Consider the following 21,525-nt stretch of genomic DNA (forward strand, 5'->3'; position numbering starts at 1 on the left):
GTTCATCGACGAGCACCGGGACCGCTTCGGCGGCGTCGAGCCGATCTGCAGGACGCTCACCGAGCACGACTGCAAGATCGCCCCTTCGACGTATTACGCCTACAAGAAACGCCTTGAAACTCCCTCCGCCCGTTCCGTGCGCGATGAGGAACTCAAAGAACGGATCCAGAAGGTCTACACGTCCAACTACCGTGTCTACGGGGCCCGCAAGATCTGGCGTGAGCTGAACCGGCAGGGACATACGGTGGCCCGCTGCACCGTCGAGCGTCTCATGCGCGAACTCGGCATCACCGGCGCCGTCCGCGGCAAGAAGGTGATCACGACGATCACCGATCCGGCCGCCGGGCGGGCCCCGGACCTTCTCGACCGCGACTTCGTCGCCAGTGCCCCGAACCGCTGCTGGGTTGCCGACTTCACGCATGTCGCCGCCTGGAGCGGTGTCGTCTACGTCGCTTTCGTCGTGGACACCTTCTCCCGGCGCATCGTCGGCTGGTCCGTTTCCACCTCCAAGGAGACCCAACTCGTCCTGGATGCACTGGAGATGGCGCCGTGGCAGCGCGACCGCGAGGACCGCCGGCACACTCCGGGGCAGCTGATCCACCACTCCGATGCCGGATCCGCCCAATACACGTCGTTCCGCCTCGCCGAACACCTCGACGCGGACGGCATCGCGGCGAGTATTGGATCAGTCGGGGATGCGTACGACAACGCCCTGATGGAGTCGACGATCGGCCTGTACAAAACCGAGTTGATCAAACCCCAGCGTCCCTGGAAGTCGCTCTCCCAGGTCGAGTTGGCCACCGCCGAGTGGATCGACTGGTACAACCACCGGCGCCTCCACGGTGAGATAGGCCACGTTCCGCCCGCCGAGTACGAGGCCAACCACTACATGGAATCCACGAAACCCCAGGTCACAACAACAATCTGAGATCTCTACCGAACCCGGGGCGGTTCAGTTTGTCCCGCTAGGGTCAGGCTTGCTGGTGCTCGTTTCATAGCCAGCCGCGTCGGGTGGCGGTGAGGCCGGCCTGGAAGCGGGTGGAGGCGCCGAGTTGGCACATGAGTTGGTGGACGCGACGCTGGGTAGTCCGCTCGCTCCAGCCTTGGGCGCGCGCGATGGCCGTGTCGGTGAGGCCGGAGGCGAGCAGGGCAAGCAGGGACCGAGTCTCCTCATCAGGCTCTGCGTCCTCGGATTCCGCCGCGGTGGTGGCGTCGCCGGGTGGCAGTGGGGCGTCCGACAGCGGCACTGCGCGCTCCCATTGTGCCTCGAAGAGCGATTCCAGGGCTACGAGCACGGGGGAGCGGTGGACCAGGTAGGCGACTGACTGGCCCCCAGGGGCGAGGCTGAAGGGGAGGATAGCCGCCCGGTCGTCGCTGATGACGAGCTTGAGGGGCAACTCAGGGTGTACCCGTGCCTGCTCGCCTGCCTTCATGCTGGGCACGATGTCGTTGTTCAGCCTGCCGGGCCAGGCCACCGCTTCGCGGTCGTAGATCACCCGGTAGATCACGCCGCGCCGCTGCTGCTGGAGCTGGCTGTCGAGGTTGCTGCCGGGGCCGTCGAAATAGGGCGGCCGGTCGCACACACGCACCTCGTGGCGGGCGTCGACAGTCAGTCGGAGTACGGTGGCGTTGATGTGCTCACGGCTGGTGAGCAGTTCGACGGCCATGTCGCGTTGGTTGATCCGGGCCGCCTCCCGGTGGGTCTCGGTCAACCGCTGTACCAGGGCCCGTGCTTCCTTGAGCTGGTGCTCGCGCTGGTCTATCAGCGTGGTGACGGCGACATCCGGGGGAGTGGCGGTGAAGCGTGGCGGGCGTCGGGCGTCCTGCACGGCGAGCCCGAGCTTGACCAGTTTGGACAGCAGTCTTCCCACAGTGGACGCGCACATGCCGCAAGCGTCGGCCAACTCCGAAGCGGTGCAGCGAGGCTGCCGGACCAGTGCCACGTAGACGTGTTCTGTCTCTTCCGCAAACCCGAGCACGTCAAATTCCATACTGTCCCGCCAATTTCTGTGGCGGCTTCCGCCACCTGTCAGCGATCCGCCAGCCTCGTAATCTTGTGTTTCGTTGGTCGCGGTTGACATCTTTCACGCTGAAGTTGGCGCTGTCCCGAGCACATTCGAGCGGGCAGCGCCTTTCGGTGTGGATCCGTGCTCGCGGATTCACTCCTTCAGAAAGGTGTCCCATGACGTATGCCCACACGCGCGGCAGACGGCTTGGTGCCGTCGGTGTCGCGCTCGTGGCCATCACCGCGGCCGTAACGATACCCGCGGCCGCGTTCCCCTCAAGCTCCCCCGGGTCCGGCTCCGCGGCCACTGATTCCGGTGCGAAAGGTACGTTTGCGAGAGCCACGCTGCCCTCCACACCCGGATCCTCAGCGCTCGGTCCGTGGCGCTCGTTCCTGAAGCCCACGCCCGCGCAGTCGACGAAGAACAGCCCTCACCAGGTCCTTGTGGTACTCGGCTCGGCCACCCAGGTGACGGGCAAGTCGCTGGGCAAGCAGCGCAATCTGCAGGTCCGTACCCCGCTGACCTCGGACACCGCGGTCAACACCGCGCTCCAGCGGGCCCACGCGGTCTCCATGCGGCCCCTGATGCCGGAACTGTCGGCCGCCCAGGCGAAGCAGTTGCGCTCAGCCGCCCAGGCGAAGCTGGGCTCCGGGGCGATCGACCTGTCCAAGGTCCAGGTCGTGCAGCTCGCCGGCGGCGACGCCTCGGCGGCTGCCCGGGCGCTGGCCACCACACCCGGTGTCGTCTACGCCGAGCCCGACCAGACCGTCTCCCCCATGAACACCGGCTCCATGCCGCTGCCCGCCGCGGCGAGTGCCACGGTGGGGAAGGCCGGCTTGTCGGCGAAGGCGCAGGACAGCGGTGCGACCGGCTCCGACGGAGTGCCCGGCAACGCGGCTCTCGGCACCTCGCTGCAGAGCTTCCTCAACGCCGGCGGCGTGAACGCGACGGGCGCCTACAGCGTGCTGAAGCGGAAGTTCGACCAGCTGCCGGGCGCCGGTGAGACCATCACCAACGTCTCGGTCGGCGACCTCGTCGACTCGTCGACCCCGAGCGCCAAGGGGCCGACGACCGTCGTCCAGAACGGCCAGCGGTACCTGGACATCCCCACGATGCCCTTGATACCCACCTACACCGCGGACGCGACCGGCGCGCTCGACCCGACCGGCTCGACCCAGGGGCAGGACGCTGCGCTGGGCGAGGTGCTGCTGGACTTCTCCGTGATGGCGCCGCTCCCGCACGATCTGCAGCGCCCTGGCATGGAGGGCAGAGGAAACTCCGACCTGCTGGGCATCGCCCCGGGTGCCACCTACCGGCTCGTCGTCCCGCAGCAGCCGACGTTCAGCCAGATCGCGGTGGCACTGCTTGCCGCGGCCCGGCAGCAGCCGCGACCTGACGTGATCACCGCCAGCCTCGGTTTCGGCACCGACGCCTTCGGGCTCCCCGGCCGCTACCTGGAGGACGACCCGGTCCAGCAGGCTGTGATCGCGTCGATCGTGCAGCAGTACGGCATCACCGTGGTGGTCTCGTCGAACGACGGGACCAGGCTGTTCACCAACGCGGCCGTCGGGCCCGACGGCGGCAGCACCGCGACCAATGTGACCCGCAAGGCCGCCGACACCACCCGGATCGACGACGACCAGTTGTCGACCACGCCGAGCAAGGTGCTGGACTCCGGCGCGATCGCCGCGGGCGGTACCACGACCGACGACACGCTGTCCGTTCCGCCGCAGAGCGGTGCGGCCGGGTCGGCCAACGGGACCTGGGCGACCACCAGGCTCAACGGTTCCGGGGTCTTCTCCTCGGGATTCGGCACGCGCGTGGACGTCTCTGCTCCCAGTGACGGCATCCCCGCCTTCGAGCACCAGGGAAGGACCGCGCAGTCGGTGGCCGAGGTCCTCAGCGGAGGCACTTCGGCGTCGGCGCCCGAGATCGCGGCCGCTGCCGCGGTCGTGCTGCAGGCCTCCCGGCTGACCGGGCAGCACCCGTCGCCCGATGACGTCCGTTCGCTGCTGGAGCGCACCGGCCGGGCCGTGCCCACGCCGCCGCAGATCGACCAGCCGCTGCACGTGGGCCCGCAACTCGACGTCACCGCCGCGCTGCAAGCGGTCCTGGCCAAGGCGCACGGCAGCCGTGCCGACACGGGCGCGCCCCGCATCGTCCGGCTCTCCGTGGCGCATCGCCAGACCGTGGGCGGACTCGGTGGCGCGTACCTGGAGGGCACCGATCCCGGACGCATCGACCTGGCCGGACCGGGCAAGGACTCCGAAGCCACCGGGGAGGGCCTGGTGGGGCCGGTGACCATCGGCGCCGACGTGACCGGCCTGTCCAGCCGGCAGGGCATCAGTTACGTGCTGCGCATCGGGAACAAGGAGTTCACCTCCGATGTGCCGGCGATCCGGCTGACCCCCACGCAGATGCTGACCGCGGCCGGACTTCCGGTCGTCTCCGCGACGGACCGGCAGATCTCGCTCACCTTCGAGGTGCGCCGCGGCCACCAGGTGCTGGCCTCGGCCACCCACGAGCTGACCTTCGGCCCCACCGACGGCGGCTACGTCGAGTCGCTCGCCCCGGTGGTCCAGCCCGTCGTCAAGGCGGGGCACTCCGTGCAGGTGAGCTACGACCTCACCGGGGTGCGGAACCTCAGCTCGCCGAAGTTGGTCGTGTCGGGAGTCGGCCACTGGAGCCCCGCGATGGCGCCCATCTTCTCCGCCTCCTACACCACCCCGCTGACGGGACTTCGCGGCACGGTCACCGTCCCGGCCTCCGCCTTCTCCGCCGGTGGCGGCATCTACGGTATCGGTGTCCTCGAGAGCCCCACGGGCAACTCCCAGGGGGGCCCGCTGTACGGCGAGTTCGCCTCGATCCGGGTCGACGGCAGTGACCCCTCGCAACGCCCGGAAGCGCCGACCCTGGCCTCGAAGGCCTCCGGCGACCTCGGTCACCTGCTGGAGATCAACCGGGCCGCACCGCGGTTCTCGGTGCACTACGACGTATCGAAGGTCGAGGGTGCCGCCGGCGCGCTGCTGGAGTTCTCCGCGCCCGGGCCGAACTTGTACCGCTCGTACAACATGGTCAGCAACCAGAACGGCACCACCCGCGACCACGACGGGGTGGACAGCCCGGCCACGCTCGACCGCTCGCTGAAGGGCACGCGAGGCACGGTGACGCTCGACGCACTGGCCCTCAAGCTGCCCTCATCGGCCAACTACAACCTGCGGGTGTTCGCCGTCGACGAGCACGGCAAGATAGTCGGGCAGGCATCGCCGACGTCGCTGCTGGGATACGACGACGGACTGGCCCCCGACGGCACCAACCTGACCAACTTCGCGATCGTTCCCGGCGGCACGTCCGTCGTGTCGGTCGAGAGCCCCACCGGTGAAGGCTCGGTGTACGACTACGACACCGTCACCGGAACCTACGGACGCAAGCTGACGAGCGACCCCGCGTACGGCTCCATCTACGAGGTGTTCGGCGTCGACTCCGCCCACCACACGCTGGTCCTGCACAAGCAGACCACCACCGGCGAGCAGTGGCTCGAGACCTACGACACGAGCACCGGCAACGCGGTCGGCAGCCCCGTCCGGGTCGACGACCAGTACGTCGTGACGGGCGGGCGGGTGGACGCCAAGCGCCACCGTGCAGCGGTGCTCGCCTACCGTTCGAGCGACCGTGCGGGCTTCGTGCTCCCCGTGGACACGGCGACCGGCGCTCAAGGCACCGCCCTCCAGCTCGACCCCACCCCGGACGGCCGTTCCAAGTACGGCCTGCTGGACGTGGACGAGTCGACCGGCGTCTTCTCCGCGCAGTTGATCGGGATCGGCGTCAACTGCTTGGCCTCGATGGGTTCCGGCACGATGGCAGCGGTCAACCTGGACAGTGGAACGGTCACCCACAGCCAGGGAGGGGTCCCTTGTGCCACGGATCTCGCCTCCGACCAGAAGGGCAACCTCTACGAATCGTGGTACCACTCGTTTAACACCCACTTCCCCGGCAACGGGTACTTCGCGCAGTTGCCCAGCGGGGACCGGGTGGATCTCGGAATGCAGCAGGCACCCGTCGGGATCGCCGTCGACGGCGAGCACCAACTGGCGCTGTTCGCCTTCCGGGTCCCGGACCTGAAGCCGACGGGCGGCTTTCTCCAGTACGGCTTCGACGACAACAACGCCACCGGCCGCATCGTCGTCGTCGACCTGAAGACGGGCAAGACGGTGCGCACCGTGACCGGCGTCGAGTACCCGCAGTTCGGCAACTACAACGGTCGGCTCGACAACCATCGCGAGCGCGTCATGCAGCTCGACCCGGCAACCCGGACCGGCTGGACGTACGCAGGCGACGGCAGCCAGATCCAGCAGTTCTCCTACTGACCCGATCCGCTGCTCGACCACCCGGGTCCGCGGGCGCCACGGCGCCCGCGGACCCGCGGCGTTACGGAGGACAGACACGCCCAGCAGGTAGCAGGTGACCACCACGGAGATGAGGGCCTGCTCCGAGCGGCGCCGGCGCTCCAGCAGCCAGCCGGGGAAGTAGGAGCCGGAGCGAACCTTGGGGATGGCCAGGTCAATGGTGCCGACCCGAGTGTCCCAGTCCCGGTGGCAGTAGCCGTTGCGGGAGTTGACCCGCTCTTCGCTCGGCATGCCGTACTCGGCGCCGCAGGCGGCATCGACATCGGCGGACATCGTGGCCTCGGCGAAGGTCTTCACCATCTGGCGAAGAAGGTCGGGACTCGCCGAGGTGAGGTTCTCCTCCAGCATCGCGGCGAACGGCAGACTGTGCGGTGCGGTCATCGTGCTCTTCTCCTTCGTGACTTGGTCGTCTTGAAGGATCAGCCGATGGCCGTCTTGCTTGTACGCGACACACGCGCACACGGAGCAACTCCACCGTCACGGGGAGCCACCCGCTACACCACTTCCCTGGACGCAACCTTCGGCTCTTCGTAGCCGAGCTTGCCCAGCATGGATGGGTCTGGTGCAGGTTTGGGTGACAGGTTGACCTGCCCCACGGTTTGGGTTCCAGCTGCGGTGGCTAACTGGCGGCGGGGATGGTGTCTTGTTCGGAGAGTAGTTCGTACTCGATCGGGGTGCGGTAGCCCAGTGCTGAGTGGCGCCGCTGTCGGTTGTGGAAGACCTCGATGTACTCGAAGATCGCGTTCGCCAACTCGACCCGGGTCTTCCACCGTTTGCGGTTCAACAGCTCGATCTGCATCGAGGACCAGAACGACTCCATCATCGCGTTGTCCAGGCCGTCTCCGACCGTGCCGAACGATGGCAGGAGCCCGGCGGAGCGGATCCTTTCCCCGAAGACCCAGGAGGTGAACCCGGGTGCCGTGATCGGCGTGCACTATCCCGCCTGGTTCGGGGCGCCGGCCCGGCGGTCCTGGAGAGCATTCTTGATCGCCCAGCGGGACGCGGCGAGGTGAACCAGTTCGGCGTTAGCGATGCCGATCGGCGTGTAAACCAGGCAACAGGCGATCTCGTCCGGCCATTTGACGCTGCGGAGGCCAAGCACCCACCGGCTGCGGGCGGGCTCGGGGCCGTCGAAGAAGTCGGTGACCGGCAGTTGGGCTGCAGCCCGGTTGAACATGCGGGCCCCCTCGGGACCGTCGCCGCACGAGATGCGCTGCCAGGGACTCCTGGATGCTCAGCCGGCTACTGCCTCCTGCTGCGGCTCGGCCGGCGCGGGCTGCGAGGCGGCTGCCGTGGTGTAGAAGACCGACGAGCCCTGCTTGGTGCGGAGAGCGTGGCTCTTGGCGACCAGCCCTTCGAGGGTGGTGCGTACGACCGTGGTCTTCACGCTGCGGTCGGGGTGGGCCTGCGTGAGCGCGGTGGTGATCTCGGCGGCGGAACGCGGCTCGCTCTCCTGCTCCAGGTGGCCGCGGATCAGGTCGACCAGGGTCGGCTTGGCCGCTGCCGTGGATGCCTTCGCGGATGAGGCCTGGGCGACAGGCTTCTTGGATGCCGTCTTCTTCGCGCTCGTGGCGGACGCCTTCTTCGGCTTGTTCTGCTTGGGTTCGGCGGAGGCCTGGTGAGGTACGGACGGCACGCCTGCGGTGTCGGCCTCGGCGGCGGGGCTCGCACCGCCGAGCGCCTGCTGCATGTTCACGAGCACGGTGTGGTCGTGCTGCAGGGCATGCAACTGCTCCTGCAGGGTTTCGATCTCCTGGCCGATACGTTCCTGCTCCTTGGCGTTGCGCTCAAGGTCGCCTGTCACCTGGGCGATGTACTGCGACGTCAGTTCTGTGGCGTGGGAGGAGTTGGCTTCAGACATGACATGGGCCTTTCTGTAGTCCGCGGGCACGGCGATGAAAGCAGGAGCCATGTGCGCGAACGGATGGAGGTAGGTGTCCCGCCTGCTGTGGCTGGATCACCGCAGGACACAACTGCAGCAGGGTGCAGCAGTTTAGAGATAGTACGCACGACTGGAACAGGATGTTCGTGTCGAGTGCTATCTCACTCTCCCCTCCAGGGCGAGCAGTCGGCAGGGTCTCCGGCCGCCACGAGGACGTGGGTGAGCAGTTTGCCAGGGAGCTGGCCGACCTCGGTGCCCCGGCCGAGTTCGTGCGTGCCGACGTCCGCTTCGACGCCGATGTGAAGGACCTCGTCGACCGCGCGGTCGCTCGGTTCGGGCGGATCGATGTCGCCTTCAACAACGCCGGCACCGAGGGAACACCCGGCCCTGTCACCGAGGTGACCGACGAGAGTTACCAGGCCACCTTCGACACCAACGTCAAGGGAACGCTGCTGTGCCTGAAGCACGAGTTCCGGGTCATGAGGGAACAGGGCGGCGGCAGCATCGTCAACGTCAGCTCCGGCTACGGCCTGATGGGTTACCCCGGGGCGACCTTGTACGTCGGGAGCAAGCACGCCGTCGTCGGCATCACCAAGGCGGCCGCACTGGAAGGCGCAGCGCACGGTATCCGGGTCAACGCGGTCGCGCCCGGCTACACCCGGACCGCCATGTACGACCGGTTCACCGGCGACGACACGGCGCGTGACGCGGTCGATTCGGTGCTGCCCATGCACCGGGCAGGCACCCCGGAGGAGATCGCCGAGGCCGTCCAGTACCTGGGTTCGGACAGGGCGAGCTACGTCACCGGGCACATTCTCGTGGTCGACGGCGGCCTCATGGCGGGCGGGCCCCTGTTCCCGAGCACGTGAATCGCAGGTCGGCGCAGGCCGTGTCGGCCTCGGCGGCGCGCTGCCCGCCCAACGGGATGTTCCGGTTCTCATCGTGACCAAGCGGGCGGCCCCACAGCACACGAGCGACACCAAAAGTCACTGACATTGATCACGCCGCTCCCCGAGAAACGACTCCCGAAGTCACAACGAAACGACTCCCTCAGAAACTGACACAGCCACTACGTCGGCGTAGTTACGGCCCGCTGGGGCACAAGCTCAGTGCTCCAGCACGCCAGACACGGGCCCGCGTCCCGGCCACGAGGCGTCACCCCCGTGACCTTGCCGCCAGTCGGCCAGACGAGCCAGCGCGGCCGTGCGCCGGGGTGCGGGACACGCGCTGAACCGAAGAGAGGTCTCCGCCAGGTCCGCGAGGGCGCGCGCGTCAAGGCTGAGCCATTCGTGCACCCGTTGGTACTCCTCGACGACGGTGGTGCCGCAGAAGAGCGGGCAGTCACTGCTCAGCGTCACGGGCACCCCCTCCGCCATGATGGCGGGCAGCGGGTGCTCCGCCAGGGAAGGGCTGACCTGGAGGACGACGTTGGAGGTGGGACAGACGTCCAGGCAGACGCCCTTCTCGGCGAGTTCGCGCAGCAGCCGGGGGTCCTCCACAGCCCGGACACCGTGACTGATCCGGTGCGCGCCCAGTGTTTCCGCGCAGGCTCGGACGCTGGCCGCGCCAGCGCCTTCGCCACCGTGCGGCACCGCGAGCAGCCCTGCCGTCCGGGCCCTTCGGAACAGGTCCGTGAAGTGTTCGGGCGGATGGTTGGCCTCGTCACCTGCCAGGCCGAGTCCCACCACGCCCGCGTCACGGTAGGCGAGGGCGAGTTCGAGCGACTCCTCTGCCGCTGCCATGGGCAGCCCGCGGTTGATTCCGACGATCACTCTCGCGGCGGAGTTCTCGGTCGTGCCGGCACGCATGCCGTCGAGGACGGCCTCCAGCACTCCCTCCGCCGGACCGAGCCGGCCGGAGTAGCTCGGCGGGATCAGATACACCTCGCTCCACACCACTCCCTGGGCGGCCGCGTCCTCGACCAACTCGCGGCCTATCCGGTGCAGGTCGTCCAGGCTGCCGATGAGGTCGCGGGCGCGCTCGTAGGCGTGAACGAACTCGCCGAGCCCGTGGAACGGCCCCGCCGGCGGAGCCGGCCGACCGTGCAGGTCGGCCATCTCCGCGGCGGTGGAAGGGCGTATCGCTCCCTCCAGGTGCAGGTGCAGCTCGGCTTTGGGTAGTCCGAGCAGATCGGGCGTCACTCGTGCCCCAGGTGCAGGGTCCTGCTCCAGGTGCAGAAGTCCATCACAGCGCTGTCCTGTTCGTGGAAGGTTCAGGGGTCGGGGCTCCTGGCGCCGGGTCACAGACTCCGGACCAGGCCGCCGTCGCACCGCAGGGCGGTCCCGGTGATGTACGAGGCGGGGTCGCCGCAGAGGAACGCGGCGGCTGCGCCGAACTCCTCCGGGCGTCCGTAGCGGCCGGCGGGGATGGTGCGGCGGGACTCGTCCGCCACCTCGGAGGGCGAGCGTCCTGTGCGTTTGGCGGCGGCCGCGTCCAGGCGGGCCACCCGTTCGGTACCGATCCTGCCGGGCAGCAGCAGGTTGACGGTGACTCCGTCCGCGGCAACCTCCGCCGCGAGAGTCTTGAGGTACCCGGCGAGTGCCGCACGCCCGAGGTTGGACAGGGCCAGGCCGGGCAGCGGGGCGGCGATGCCGCTGGAGCCGATGGCGAGGATGCGGCCCCAGCCGCGCTCGCGCATCCCGGGCAGAGTGAGGGCGATCAGTCGCTGCTGCGGTCGGACCAGGGCGTCGACCGCAGCGGTGACGTCCTGTGAGGTGATGGCGGCCGCGGTGCCGGGCTCGGGTCCCGGCCCGTTGAGGACCAGGACGTCGATGGGGCCGAAGGCCTTGGGGGTGGCGGCGATCAGCCGATCGGGACCGTCGGCGGCAAGCAGATCGACAGCGATGCCTTCGGCGTTGGGTAGCTCGGCGGCGATCGCGCGGGCCTGCTCGCCGGAGCGGCCGCAGACGACGACGTTGGCGCCCTCCGCGGCGATCGCGCGGGCGGTGGCTTCGCCGAGCCCCTGGGTGGAGGCGCAGATCAGGGCGGTGCGCCCCTTGAGACCGAGGTCCATCAGCGTGCCCCCGCCGGCTGCGGTACGGCGCCGAGGTGGCGTCCGAGTTGGTCGACCAGGACTTCGGGCAGGGGGGAGGCGGGTGGGCGCACCGCGGATTCCCGAAGCAGTCCGCGTCTGCGCAGGCATTCCTTGCGGATGGCGAGTGCGATGCTGGCCTGCTGTTCGAAATTGACCAGTGGCAGGTACGGCAGCCATGCCTGCCTGGCCTGCTCGTAGCCACCGGTCTGCCAGGCCTCGACGCAGGCGATCAGGCCTTCGGGGTAGGAGAAACCGGTCATCGCGCCGGCTGCTCCGCAGGCCAGCTCGTCGAGCAGTCCGATACCGCCGAGCCCGCCGAAGACCGGAACGTCCAGCTCCTTCGTCAGTGCCGCGACGGCGGTGGGGGTCGGCGGGGCCTCGGCCTTGACCGCGACGACGAACGGGAGGTCCCGCAGCGCCCGGGCAAGCGCCGGAGCCGCGATGTGCACTCCACTGACCAGGGGGTAGTCCTGGACGACGATGCCGGCGCCGGTCCGCTCGTGGACGGCACGCAGGTGGTTGGTGAGTATCACCGGGTTCGGCGAGTTGACCTGGACCATCACGGCGGCCATGCGGTCGCCGAGCACCTGCTGCGCCAGGCGCGCCTCTTCGGCCACCGGAGCGGTGCCGAGGGAGGTGGCGCCGACCACGAGCGGGAGCGAGGTGGCCTCGGCGACGGTCTGCAGGACTGTGCGACGCTCCTCGGTATCGAGTTGCGCGGCCTCGCCGAAAACGCCGAGCACGGTGAACCCGTTGGCCCCGGCACGCTCGTAGTGCTCGGCGAGGGCAGCCAGGCTGGTTACGTCGACGTCCAACGTGGACCCGGTGAAGGGCGTCGTGAGGACGCCCCAGACTCCGGGCTTCAAGGTGATCGGTGGCATGACTGGTTCTCAGTTCCTCAGTGTTCGTGCAGCCGCGAGAGGCGGCCTCTTAGAGGCCGCAGGGCTCTGTCGCCCGATTCGGGGGGAACGCCGGGTCGATCCTGGCTTTGGTCACACCGCGGACGGATCCACGTGCGCACGGACCTCGCGGGGCAGAAGCTCCACGGGCCAGTTCTGGTAGGTGACAGGGCGAAGCCAGCGCTGGGCGGAGCCCGCGCCGATCGAGCCGTAGGTCGGCGAGGTCGTCGCGGGGTAGGGGCCGCCGTGGTGCAGGGCGCGGGTCACGCTGACGCCGGTCGGCCACCCGTTCCAGATGACCCGGCCGGCCAGGGAGCCGAGCCGGTCGACCAGGGATTCGGCGACGGCGTCGGCCGGCTCACCGTGAATCGTCGCGGTGAGGCTCGGCCCGAGGACGCGGGCGATCGCGCCGATCTCGGCCGGATCCCGGTATTCGATCACGACGGCCGCCGGCCCGAAGCACTCTTCGAGCGAACTGCCCCCGTCGGCGAGCACGGTCGCCGCGGGCACCGCGACCAGTGTGGGCGAGGTCCCCGTTCCGCCGGCCACGACCCGCGCGCCAGGCAGGCCCGACAAGGACTTCGTGCCTTCGGCGAAGGCGTCGGTGATCCGGTCGGTCAGTAGTGTGACCGGCTCGATCTCGGCGACGGCAGCGCCTGCGGAGTCGAGGATGCCGGAACCCTCCGGTGCGATCAGCACACCCGGCTTGGTGCACAGCTGCCCCCCGCGGAAGGTGATGCTGGCGGCGAATCCGGCGGCGATCTCTTCGGCTCGTGCGGTGGCGGCAGCAGGGGTCACGAACACGGGGTTGAGGGAGCCGAGTTCGCCGTAGAAGGGGATCGGGTCCGGCCGGCTCGCCGCAATGTCGAACAGGGCCCGGCCGCCGGCGACCGAACCGGTGAACCCGCACGCCTTGATCCGGGGATCCCGCAAGGCGGCCACTCCCGGCTCCACTCCCTGGATGTGGGCGAAGGTGCCCTCCGGGGCGCCCGCCTTCGCCAGCGCTCCGGACACGACCTCCGCTGTTCTGGCGCTGAGCCCGAGGTGGCCAGGGTTGGCCTTCACCACGACCGGGCAGCCCGCGGCCAGGGCCGAGGCGAAGTCGTTGCCCGCCACACTGAACGCGAAGGGGAAGTTGCTGGCGGTGAAGACCAGTACGGGGCCCAGCGGGGTCATCGCCTGTACGAGCGAGGGGCGGGCGGCGACGGCGTAGTCCGCATCGGCGGGTTCGGCCAGCACCCGGAGGAGCTCACCGGACTCGGCCGCCTGCGCAAGGTGTTCGAGCTGGAACACCGTGCGGTTCACCTCGGCGTCCAGCGCCGCCCGGGCTAGGTGGGATTCCGCCGCCGCCAGGTCGAGCAGTTCCGCCCTTTCCTCATCGATCGCGGTACCGACCGCACGCAACCAAGACGCCCGCTCGCTGCCGGTGGAGTCACGCAGTGCGGAGGCGGCCTCCTGCGCCGCCGAAAGGATGGCTTCAAGCTCGCCCGCGGTGGTATCCGCGCTGACCAAGGACGGGTTGTTCACGGGACAGGCTCCCTAGCGACGTCGCAACAAACCGTTGACAGAATGAAAATCTTCACTACGTTGTGCCCATGAGTCAAGGCCCGCGGAGTCGCGCAGTGCGGAGGCGGCCTCCTGCGCCGCCGAAAGGATGGCTTCAAGCTCGCCCGCGGTGGCGTCCGCGCTGACCAAGGACGGGTTGTTCACGGGACAGGCTCCCTAGCGACGTCGCAACAAACCGTTGACAGAATGAAAATCCTCACTAGGTTGTGCCCATGAGTGAAGCAGCGAAGCCTCGGTCGAGCGACGGTCCAACGATCGCCCCCATGGTTGCCGCCATCGGTGAGACGGTGCGGTCCATACGCCGGGAACGCACGCTGACACTGGAGCAGCTTGCTGAAGCCAGCGGTCTTTCGGCGGGTGTGATCAGCCAGCTCGAGCGCGGAATCGGCAACCCCGCTTTCGCAACCCTGGTTCAGCTGGCGCACGCCCTGGACGTTCCCGTGGGCCGACTCCTGCTGCGCATCGAGGACAACAAGTCGCCAATCGTCCGCAGGGCGGAACGCCGTCGGGTGGACGGGCACGGCCTGGCGACCGCCGCGGCCACCTACGAACTGCTCACGCCCGACCTGTCCGGCGCCCTCGAAGCCACCTGGGTGACTTCGCAACCCGGCCACGACACCAGTAAGACGCCGTTCACCCACAACGGAGAAGAGTTCGGGATCGTCATCTCGGGCAGTCTCGACGTGTTCATCGACGGCGTGCGTCACCATCTCGAAGCGGGCGACTCCATCCGCTATTCCTCAACGATTCCGCACTGGTACGTCAACCCCGGCGACGAGCCGGCGCACTGCATCTGGGTTTCCACGCCGCCGACCTGGTAGTCACAGCGGCGCTCCCCTTCCCCTATGTCCGACGGTCCGCACTCGTGGCGGCCGTCCGGAAGGCGCAGCCATGTCCACACTTCCCGAAAGGGCGCCCAGCGCCGCCGATTTCACCAACGAAACACCGGCCAGAGAATCCAGGGATCGTCCTTTGACGATGCGCCGCGCGATGCTTGGCCTGGGTCTCGGCAACACCCTCGAGTGGTACGACTGGCAGATCTTCGGCCTCCTAGCGGTCACCATCGGCCCGCACTTCTTCCGCAACGAGAGCTCTGTCGACGCGACACTGAGCACCTTGTCGATCTTCGCCGTCGGTTTCGCGATGCGGCCAATCGGCGGAATTGTGCTCGGTGGTGTCGCCGACCGCATAGGCCGCCGCAGGGTGATGCTTCTGTCAGTGGCGATGATGGCACTGACGACTTTGGTCATCGGGGTGATACCCGACGCCAGCACCATAGGTGTGGCGGCACCGCTGATCCTGCTCGTCTGCCGCCTGCTGCAAGGAATTTCCACCGGCGTAGAAGCACCGCTGTCCACGGCGTACGGTGCGGAGGTCATGCCGAAAGGCCGGTCGGGCACGGCCGCCGGTGTCATCAGCTTCTTTGTCAACTTCGGCATTTTGCTCGCCTCGCTGATCAACTACGTGTTGGGGCTAACGCTGGGCGATGCGCTGATGGGTGACTGGGGTTGGCGCATCCCGTTCTGGGTCGGCGCCGTGATGGGCCTTGCCGTGTTCTGGCTGCGCCGTTCCCTGCCCGAAACCCTGCACGAGGACGACCCCGAATACGTCGGCTCCACCTCGAAGGTCTGGGGCTCGGTATTCACCCGGTGGCGGAGCCTGCTGGCGATCATCTTCGTGGTCGGCGCTGCGCAGGCGTTCAACTACGGGTGGAACGTGGGCCTGCCGACCCTTGCGCGTACCAAATTCCACGAGGACCCGACGACCGTCTTCGGCATCACCACCGTGCTGGCGCTGATCATGATGGGCGGCTCGCTCCTCGTCGGACCGCTCGCGGACCGATGGGCCCTGTCCCGGGTGTTCCTCGGTGGACGGATCCTGATGATCCCCGCGGTCTTCCTGATCCTGCTCTACATGCACAAGAGCATCACCACCTTCACCGTCGTGCTCCTGGTGGGCGCGCCGGTACTGCTGATCAACATGACCCTCTACGTCCTGGTGAGCACCTCGTTGATGCCCAAGGGAGTCCGGGCCGCCGGCGGCGGACTCGGTTACGGCATCGGGGTCGCTGCGTTCGGTGGCACTGCTTCCTATCTCGTGGTCTGGCTCGCTGACGCGGGGCTGAGCCGGCTGTTCCCCGTCTACATGGCCGTTCTCGCGGCCCTGAGCATCGCCTTCTACGTGTGGGCGAAGAAGACTGAAGGAGTGTCCCTCGGTGAGTGATCTTCGAGTCGCGCCCGGCTCACTGGACTGTGAGATCGTCGCCAAGTCCGACGTCGTCGTCGTCGGTGGTGGCCCGGCCGGTGTGTCCGCCGCCGTGACCGCAGCCCGCAGCGGAGCCTCGGTCACCCTGCTGGAGCGCTACCCGGCGCTCGGCGGCCTGGCCTCGGGCGGCATGGTGCTCGTGCTGGACGACATGATCAACGGTCAGGAGATCACCGTCTCCGGAATCGTGGCGGAGTACGTCGAGCGGATGACCGCGATGGAGCTGGCGGTGGTGCCGCCCGAGGAGGACCGTTACGCCTCGACGGAGATGTGGAACAAGTGGGGCCGCTACGGCGTCTTCGACTTCCACCAGTCGCAGAACCCGAAGCCCATCTGCTACTCGGTCGCGTTCGACCCCGACGCATGGAAGAGGGTGTCCAACGACCTGGTGCGCGAAGCAGGCGTGAATCTGCGGCTGCACAGCTGGTTCTCGCGGCCGATCGTCGAGGACGGGACGATGCGCGGAGTGATCGTGGAGACGAAGGAAGGTCCGCAGGCGATCCTGGGCGACGTCGTCATCGACACCACCGGCGACATCGACGTGGCGTCCCGTGCGGGTGCCTCCTACGTCAAGGATTCCTATCTGACCACGCTCGTCTTCCGCCTCGGCGGGGTCGACACGGCGCAGGCCGAGCGGTTCGAACAGGCCGATCCGAAGGCGGCCCGCCTGATCAATAAGAAGATCAAGCGGGTACTGGGCGGAGCCTGGGAGCTGTGGTGGCTCAAGACCCCGGTCCCTGGCGTGGTGTGGTGCAACGCACCGCACATGACCGGTTACGACGGTACGGACCCGGTGTCGATGACCGCGGCCGAGTTCGCGGCACGGGACCGTATCGCGGAGGCCGTCGCCCTGTGCCGGGAGACACTGCCGGGCTTCGAGAACGCCTACATTGTGGATGTGGCGGAACAGATGGGCGTGCGGCAGACCCGACTGCTTCAGGGCGAGTACGTGGTCACCGCCGAGGATGTCCACTCGCGGAGGCACTTCGCCGACTCGGTGGCACGCGGACGGGACTACTACACGCCCTACCGTGCCCTCCTACCGAAGGAGGTCGACCAGTTGCTGGTGGCCGGACGGCACTATTCCGCGACCCCGCAGGCGCAGAAGATGTCCCGGGAGATTCCGCCGTGCATGGCGATGGGCCAGGCCGCAGGCGTGGCGGCGGCCTTGGCGGCCAACGGCGGCTGCACGGTGCGGGAGGTTCCCGCACCAGAGATCCAGGCAGTGATGCGCAAGTTCGGGGCGGACCCGGGCGACCAGCCGAGCGCGAACGCGATGGACGTCACTGCATCGAACGAAGGAACAGCCGTATGAAGGCGCTTGAAGGCATAACCGTCGTCGACTTCACCCAGGTGTTCATGGGTCCCTCGGCCACGCAGCTGCTCGGTGACTACGGCGCGGACGTCATCAAGATCGAGCGCCCGAAGGTCGGCGACCTCTCCCGGTCGTCCGTCGTGGACCCGTCCGGCCTGGACAACCCGATCTTCTACTCCATCAACCGGAACAAGCGCAGCATCAGCATCGACACGCGCGGCGAGGAGGGCAAACAGGTCGTCCTCGACCTGATCCGTGACGCCGACGTGGTGGTCAGCAACTTCCGGGCCGGGGTGATGGACCGCATCGGGTTCGGGTACGAGGCGATGAAGGCGATCAACCCGCGTCTGATCTGGGCGTCCGGAACAGGCTTCGGCGAGAGCGGCCCGTATGCGCACAAGGGTGGGCAGGATGTGCTGCTGCAGGCCCTTTCGGGGGTGATGTGGCGTCGGCAGAGCGAGGACGTCCCGCTGAGCATCTACCCGACGACGTTGTGCGACTACACCACCGGGATGCACCTCCTCCAGGGAATCCTGCTGGCACTGATCGCGCGCGAACGGACCGGCGAAGGCCAGCGCGTCGACGTCCGCATGTTCGACTCCATGCTCCACATGCAGATGCAGGAGGCCGCAACCCACCTCAACCGCGGGACGGAGATCAACTGGGCGGCCATGCCACTCTCCGGGGTCTTCGCGACCACCGACGGCGCGGTGTGCATGGTCGGCGCCTTCAAGCGGGATCCCCTGCGCGACATCTGTGCCGCGCTGGACCTCCCCGACGCGCTGTGGCAGCGTGCGGACCTCCAGGATCCACCGGGGCACATGGCGGCCAAGGCGGAGCTGCAGGAACTCTTCCGCAACAGGTTCGCCACCAACACCACCGCCTACTGGGTGCGACGGCTCGAGGAACAGGACCTCCTCTCCGCCCCCGTGCTGACCATGGCCGATGCCTTGGCCGGCGAGCAGGCGGCCGTCAACAACTTGGTCATCAAGATGGAACACCCCGGCGAAGGCGTCGTGCAGGTGCTCAACTCCCCCATCAGCCTGTCCGCGACCCCGGCCACGGTGGAGCGCCGTGCGCCGCAGCTCGGCGAGAACACCGCCGAACTGCTGGCCGAGCACGGGTACGACGAGGCGCGGATCGCACAGCTGCGCGAGAACGGAACAGTGTCATGACCGATGAAGTCCGGTTCGAGATCAAAGACTTCGTCGCCTACGTGACAATCGACCGGCCGGCGGTGTTGAACGCCGTCGACGGACCGACCACCGACCGGCTCAACGGGATCTGGGCGGAGATCGAGGCCTCGTCCGAGGTGCGGTGCGTGGTGGTCACCGGCGCCGGTGACCGCGCGTTCTGTGTCGGCGCGGACATGTCCCAGAAAGCGATCGACAAGACCGGCCTCGAGTACTGGTCGCAGCTCGATCCGAACGGGTTCGGCGGGCTGAGCCTGCGCACGACGCTGGACGTGCCGGTGATCGCGAGGGCCAACGGCTACGCGGTCGGCGGTGGGATGGAGATGGTCCTGGGCTGTGACATCGTCATCGCCGCGGACACCGCCAAGTTCGGACTGACCGAGCCGCGTGTCGGCCGGCTGCCGCTCGACGGCGGCATGGTGCTGCTGCAGCGCAAGATCGCGCACAACGCGGCCATGGGCCTGCTGCTCACCGGTAAGCGAGTCCCCGCGAGCGAGCTGTACCGCCTCGGCCTGGTCAACGAGGTCGTCCCCGCCACCGAACTCGACGACGCAGTGCAGCGCTGGGTGGACGACGTACTGGCCTGCTCGCCGTCATCGGTTCGGGCGATCAAGCAACTGGCCACCCGTACCGCGCAGCTCAGTGCCCGCGAGGCCCGGGACGCACGCCTGCCCGCCGTGATGGCCGCCCTCGACAGCGAGGACAGCAAAGAGGGAGTGCTGGCCTTCCAGGAGAAGCGCGCGCCCGTGTGGACAGGACGCTGAGGACGGCGCTCGACGAGGGAGTCCGGGTCCGATCGCGCCGCTGATTAGCAAGCGGGAGCGGCCGACCCGGGCGTCGGATCCGGACGGCCTTCGACCGGGTGGGAATTGTCAACTTGACCCGGCCGTTAAGATGGTGTCCCGCTTCGTGGTGTAGCCGATCACGTACTCGGAACGCGCAGGTCATCGCCGTATCGACGCGGTCCGGGGATGTCCACGGCGCTGACGGCAGGTCAGCTGCGTGCCACGCGTATGCCGTGCCCCACGGTGCGGCCCATGCACGGCTTACCGGAACGCGTCAAGCAAGGTCGCTTACACCACGAGGCGGGACACGACCGCCGTTAACGACCGGGCTTGGAGGTAGGGCACCACTGGCTGTGGTGTGGCCTCCTCCGTCCAGACACCTAGTGCCGCATCAGGCAATGTTCGCCCTGTCGACGACGGCGCGTAGGCGCTGGTCGTCGGCGTGGCGGTTTCGCCAGATGATGTAGCGGCGGATCATGCTGGCCTGTTCCTTGTGGGTGGCATGGTCGGTGCCGTCGAGGGTGAAGTAGCGCAGGGCGGTGAACTGGGCCTCGATGCGGTTGAGCCAGGAGCTGTTGGTGGGGGTGTAGGCGATCTCGACGTTGTTCGCCGCCGCCCAGGTGCCGACCCGCTGGCACCTCTTCGTGGTCAGATGCGGGGAAAAGTTGTCGCAGACGATCGCGATGCGGACGTTGTCCGGGTGCAGGCTGCGCAGGTAGCGGCAGAACTCCAGGAACTGCGTCCGCTTCTTGACCGGTTTGATGTGGCCGTAGAGCTTGTCTCTGGCCAGGTCCAGGGCGGCGAACAGGTGCCGCACTCCGCCGTAGCGGTTGTAGGTCGCCCGCCGCCTGCGGCGGGGTGCACGGTCGGGGTCTTTGTGCTTGCCGCCGCGCTCGGCCCATTGCCGGCCTGGGTGGGGCATCAGGTTGAGCGGCCCGAACTCGTCCATGCAGAAGATGACTTCAGGCTCGCCGTCCTCGGGTATGACCTCGCCGTCGGCGATCGCGTAGAGGTGTTCGACGCGGGCCTTCTTGGCCGCGTAGTCCGGATCGCGGGAGGTCTTCCAGGTCTTCAGGCGTTGAAAGGAGACGCCTTCCTCGCGGAGCAGGATGCGCAGGCCCTCGTGGCTGATGTCGTCGACCACCCCCTCGGCAACCAGGAAGTCCGCCAGTTTGGTCAGGCTCCAGGTCGAGAACGGCAGGTCGTGCTCGGTGGGCTTGGACTTGGCGATCTTCTTGATCTCGCGCCGCTCAGGCAGCGTGAACGTCTTGGGGCGGCCGCCCTTGTACTTCGGATACAGGGAGTCGAAGCCGTCGGTGTTGAAGTTATGGATCACGTCCCGGACCCGGTCATCACTGGTGAACGACACTTCAGCGATCTTCGCCACCGGCATGCCCTGTGCGGACAGCAGCACCATCTGGGCCCGCCGCCAGGTCACCACCGACCCCGTGCCCCTGCGGATGATCCGCAACAGCCGTCTGCCCTCGTCATCGTCGATCTCGCGTACATGTACTCGTTCCGCCACCCAGCCAGGGTGACGGCCGCACGCCGCCCAGCACAGCAACCGGACGGCGCGTCACATCACAACAGGGCAAACATTGCCTGATGCGGCACTAGGCCGAAGTGCCGTGCAGGACGGGGGGTAGAGGCGCGGTGTCGTCTGTGGCGGGTCAGTCGGGGGTGCGGAGCTGGGCGTTGGGTTTGCAGTGGGTGCAGGCGCGCACGGCCGAGGTGAGGAGTCGGCGTGCTTCGTCGCGCGGGACGGGGTGTCGTCGTTTGCCGGCGGTGTAGCAGCCGCTCACATGCACCTCGATGGGTGGCAGGTCGCCGCTCTATTTTCCGAGTTTCTCCTTGAGCTGGGCCTTGTTCATGGATGAGCGCCCTTCGATGTTGCGACGCTTGGCCTCCTCGTACAGCTGGTCGTAAGTGGGGCCTTGAGAGCCGCTGTGCGAGCGCTGGCCGCCCCGCTGGGACGACGACTTGTCCTGCGTGGACGTCCTGCTGGCTGTCTTCGATTCGCCGGTGCGGGCGCGTTCCTTGTTGACGGTGCGGGAGGCGATCTCCTTGGCCCGCTTCGTGCTCTCGCCGTGCTGCTCGGCACTTTCCTTGATGTGTTCGTACTGCCGTTCCCGCTTGGGGCTCGACCCACGAGGCATGATCACTCCCTGAATGGC

The 21,525-nt window shown here is 68.0% G+C and carries 19 protein-coding genes and 2 pseudogenes; 8 read left to right on the top strand and 13 right to left on the bottom strand.

The features are described from left to right. The first annotated feature begins 4 nt into the window (after positions 1-4). Complete coding sequence (locus FNV62_RS56785) at positions 5-928, top strand: IS3 family transposase (RefSeq protein ID WP_346014297.1); 924 nt, start codon at positions 5-7, stop codon at positions 926-928. 64 nt (positions 929-992) lie between these two features. Here the strand turns inward: FNV62_RS56785 and FNV62_RS53680 are convergent, their stop codons facing one another. Continuing rightward, a complete protein-coding gene (locus tag FNV62_RS53680) occupies positions 993-1,991 on the bottom strand; it encodes a TrmB family transcriptional regulator (RefSeq protein WP_143605879.1) in 999 nt (332 codons plus the stop codon). Positions 1,992-2,449: 458 nt separating this feature from the next. Here FNV62_RS53680 and FNV62_RS53685 point away from each other — a divergent pair, with 458 nt between their 5' ends. Continuing rightward, entirely contained in the window at positions 2,450-6,373 is a 3,924-nt protein-coding gene (locus FNV62_RS53685; protein WP_164331930.1) for a S8 family serine peptidase, read from the top strand. Between the two features lie 63 nt (positions 6,374-6,436). Here FNV62_RS53685 and FNV62_RS53690 read toward each other — a convergent pair. The 4 genes and pseudogenes from FNV62_RS53690 to FNV62_RS53705 all read right to left on the bottom strand — a co-directional run. Then, positions 6,437-6,793: pseudogene (locus FNV62_RS53690) on the bottom strand (transposase); the annotation flags it as partial. 238 nt (positions 6,794-7,031) lie between these two features. Then, a pseudogene (locus tag FNV62_RS53695) lies at positions 7,032-7,371 on the bottom strand (transposase); the annotation flags it as partial. Then, positions 7,347-7,589 carry a hypothetical protein gene (locus FNV62_RS53700; protein WP_143614993.1) on the bottom strand — a complete coding sequence of 81 codons (243 nt, stop codon included), beginning with the start codon at positions 7,587-7,589 and terminating at the stop codon, positions 7,347-7,349. The pseudogene FNV62_RS53695 and the gene FNV62_RS53700, both read right to left, overlap by 25 nt. Positions 7,590-7,646: 57 nt before the next feature. Next, positions 7,647-8,273 carry a hypothetical protein gene (locus tag FNV62_RS53705; RefSeq protein WP_143651834.1) on the bottom strand — a complete coding sequence of 209 codons (627 nt, stop codon included), beginning with the start codon at positions 8,271-8,273 and terminating at the stop codon, positions 7,647-7,649. A gap of 161 nt (positions 8,274-8,434) precedes the next feature. On the opposite strand from FNV62_RS53705, the gene FNV62_RS53710 reads away from it, so the two are divergent. Next, positions 8,435-9,163: an SDR family NAD(P)-dependent oxidoreductase gene (locus FNV62_RS53710; RefSeq protein ID WP_143651835.1), complete on the top strand. Its 729-nt coding sequence runs from the start codon at positions 8,435-8,437 to the stop codon at positions 9,161-9,163. Positions 9,164-9,400: 237 nt separating this feature from the next. On the opposite strand, the gene add is transcribed toward FNV62_RS53710, so the two are convergent. The 5 genes from add to FNV62_RS53735 all read right to left on the bottom strand — a co-directional run bounded on the left by add (position 9,401) and on the right by FNV62_RS53735 (position 13,937). Continuing rightward, positions 9,401-10,435 carry an adenosine deaminase gene (gene add / locus FNV62_RS53715; RefSeq protein WP_164331931.1) on the bottom strand — a complete coding sequence of 345 codons (1,035 nt, stop codon included), beginning with the start codon at positions 10,433-10,435 and terminating at the stop codon, positions 9,401-9,403. A 98-nt stretch (positions 10,436-10,533) separates the two neighbouring features. Next, positions 10,534-11,307, bottom strand: a complete 774-nt coding sequence (locus FNV62_RS53720; RefSeq protein WP_143651836.1) for an SDR family oxidoreductase — start codon at positions 11,305-11,307, stop codon at positions 10,534-10,536. Next, positions 11,307-12,209, bottom strand: coding sequence for a dihydrodipicolinate synthase family protein (locus FNV62_RS53725; protein ID WP_143651837.1), 903 nt, complete (start codon positions 12,207-12,209; stop codon positions 11,307-11,309). The genes FNV62_RS53720 and FNV62_RS53725 overlap by 1 nt, the downstream gene beginning before the upstream one ends. Positions 12,210-12,320: 111 nt before the next feature. Beyond that, positions 12,321-13,754 carry an aldehyde dehydrogenase (NADP(+)) gene (locus tag FNV62_RS53730; RefSeq protein ID WP_221939465.1) on the bottom strand — a complete coding sequence of 478 codons (1,434 nt, stop codon included), beginning with the start codon at positions 13,752-13,754 and terminating at the stop codon, positions 12,321-12,323. A 12-nt stretch (positions 13,755-13,766) separates the two neighbouring features. Then, complete coding sequence (locus tag FNV62_RS53735) at positions 13,767-13,937, bottom strand: hypothetical protein (RefSeq protein WP_164331932.1); 171 nt, start codon at positions 13,935-13,937, stop codon at positions 13,767-13,769. 119 nt (positions 13,938-14,056) lie between these two features. Between FNV62_RS53735 and FNV62_RS53740 the strand changes: the two genes are divergently transcribed. From FNV62_RS53740 to FNV62_RS53760, 5 genes are all read left to right on the top strand, one after another. Next, complete coding sequence (locus FNV62_RS53740) at positions 14,057-14,614, top strand: helix-turn-helix domain-containing protein (protein WP_164331933.1); 558 nt, start codon at positions 14,057-14,059, stop codon at positions 14,612-14,614. Between the two features lie 70 nt (positions 14,615-14,684). Further along, positions 14,685-16,016 carry an MFS transporter gene (locus FNV62_RS53745; protein ID WP_143614998.1) on the top strand — a complete coding sequence of 444 codons (1,332 nt, stop codon included), beginning with the start codon at positions 14,685-14,687 and terminating at the stop codon, positions 16,014-16,016. After that, complete coding sequence (locus FNV62_RS53750) at positions 16,009-17,373, top strand: FAD-dependent oxidoreductase (RefSeq protein WP_275902511.1); 1,365 nt, start codon at positions 16,009-16,011, stop codon at positions 17,371-17,373. The genes FNV62_RS53745 and FNV62_RS53750 overlap by 8 nt, the downstream gene beginning before the upstream one ends. After that, a complete protein-coding gene (locus tag FNV62_RS53755; RefSeq protein ID WP_143651840.1) occupies positions 17,370-18,548 on the top strand; it encodes a CaiB/BaiF CoA transferase family protein in 1,179 nt (392 codons plus the stop codon). Before FNV62_RS53750 ends, FNV62_RS53755 begins: the two co-directional genes overlap by 4 nt. Further along, positions 18,545-19,330, top strand: a complete 786-nt coding sequence (locus tag FNV62_RS53760) for an enoyl-CoA hydratase-related protein (RefSeq protein WP_143651841.1) — start codon at positions 18,545-18,547, stop codon at positions 19,328-19,330. Before FNV62_RS53755 ends, FNV62_RS53760 begins: the two co-directional genes overlap by 4 nt. 412 nt (positions 19,331-19,742) lie before the next feature. Here the strand turns inward: FNV62_RS53760 and FNV62_RS53765 are convergent, their stop codons facing one another. The 3 genes from FNV62_RS53765 to FNV62_RS53770 form a co-directional block, all read right to left on the bottom strand. After that, positions 19,743-20,876 carry an IS630 family transposase gene (locus tag FNV62_RS53765; RefSeq protein ID WP_143611949.1) on the bottom strand — a complete coding sequence of 378 codons (1,134 nt, stop codon included), beginning with the start codon at positions 20,874-20,876 and terminating at the stop codon, positions 19,743-19,745. A 145-nt stretch (positions 20,877-21,021) separates the two neighbouring features. Continuing rightward, positions 21,022-21,174 (bottom strand): DUF6233 domain-containing protein, encoded by a 153-nt coding sequence (locus tag FNV62_RS58350; protein WP_392709269.1) that lies wholly within the window; start codon positions 21,172-21,174, stop codon positions 21,022-21,024. Positions 21,175-21,183: 9 nt separating this feature from the next. Then, entirely contained in the window at positions 21,184-21,507 is a 324-nt protein-coding gene (locus FNV62_RS53770; protein WP_143614868.1) for a plasmid stabilization protein, read from the bottom strand. Positions 21,508-21,525 lie beyond the last annotated feature (18 nt).

It is taken from the genome of Streptomyces sp. RLB3-17 (assembly GCF_007113425.2).
Classification (GTDB): Bacteria; Actinomycetota; Actinomycetes; order Streptomycetales; family Streptomycetaceae; genus Streptomyces; species Streptomyces mirabilis_D.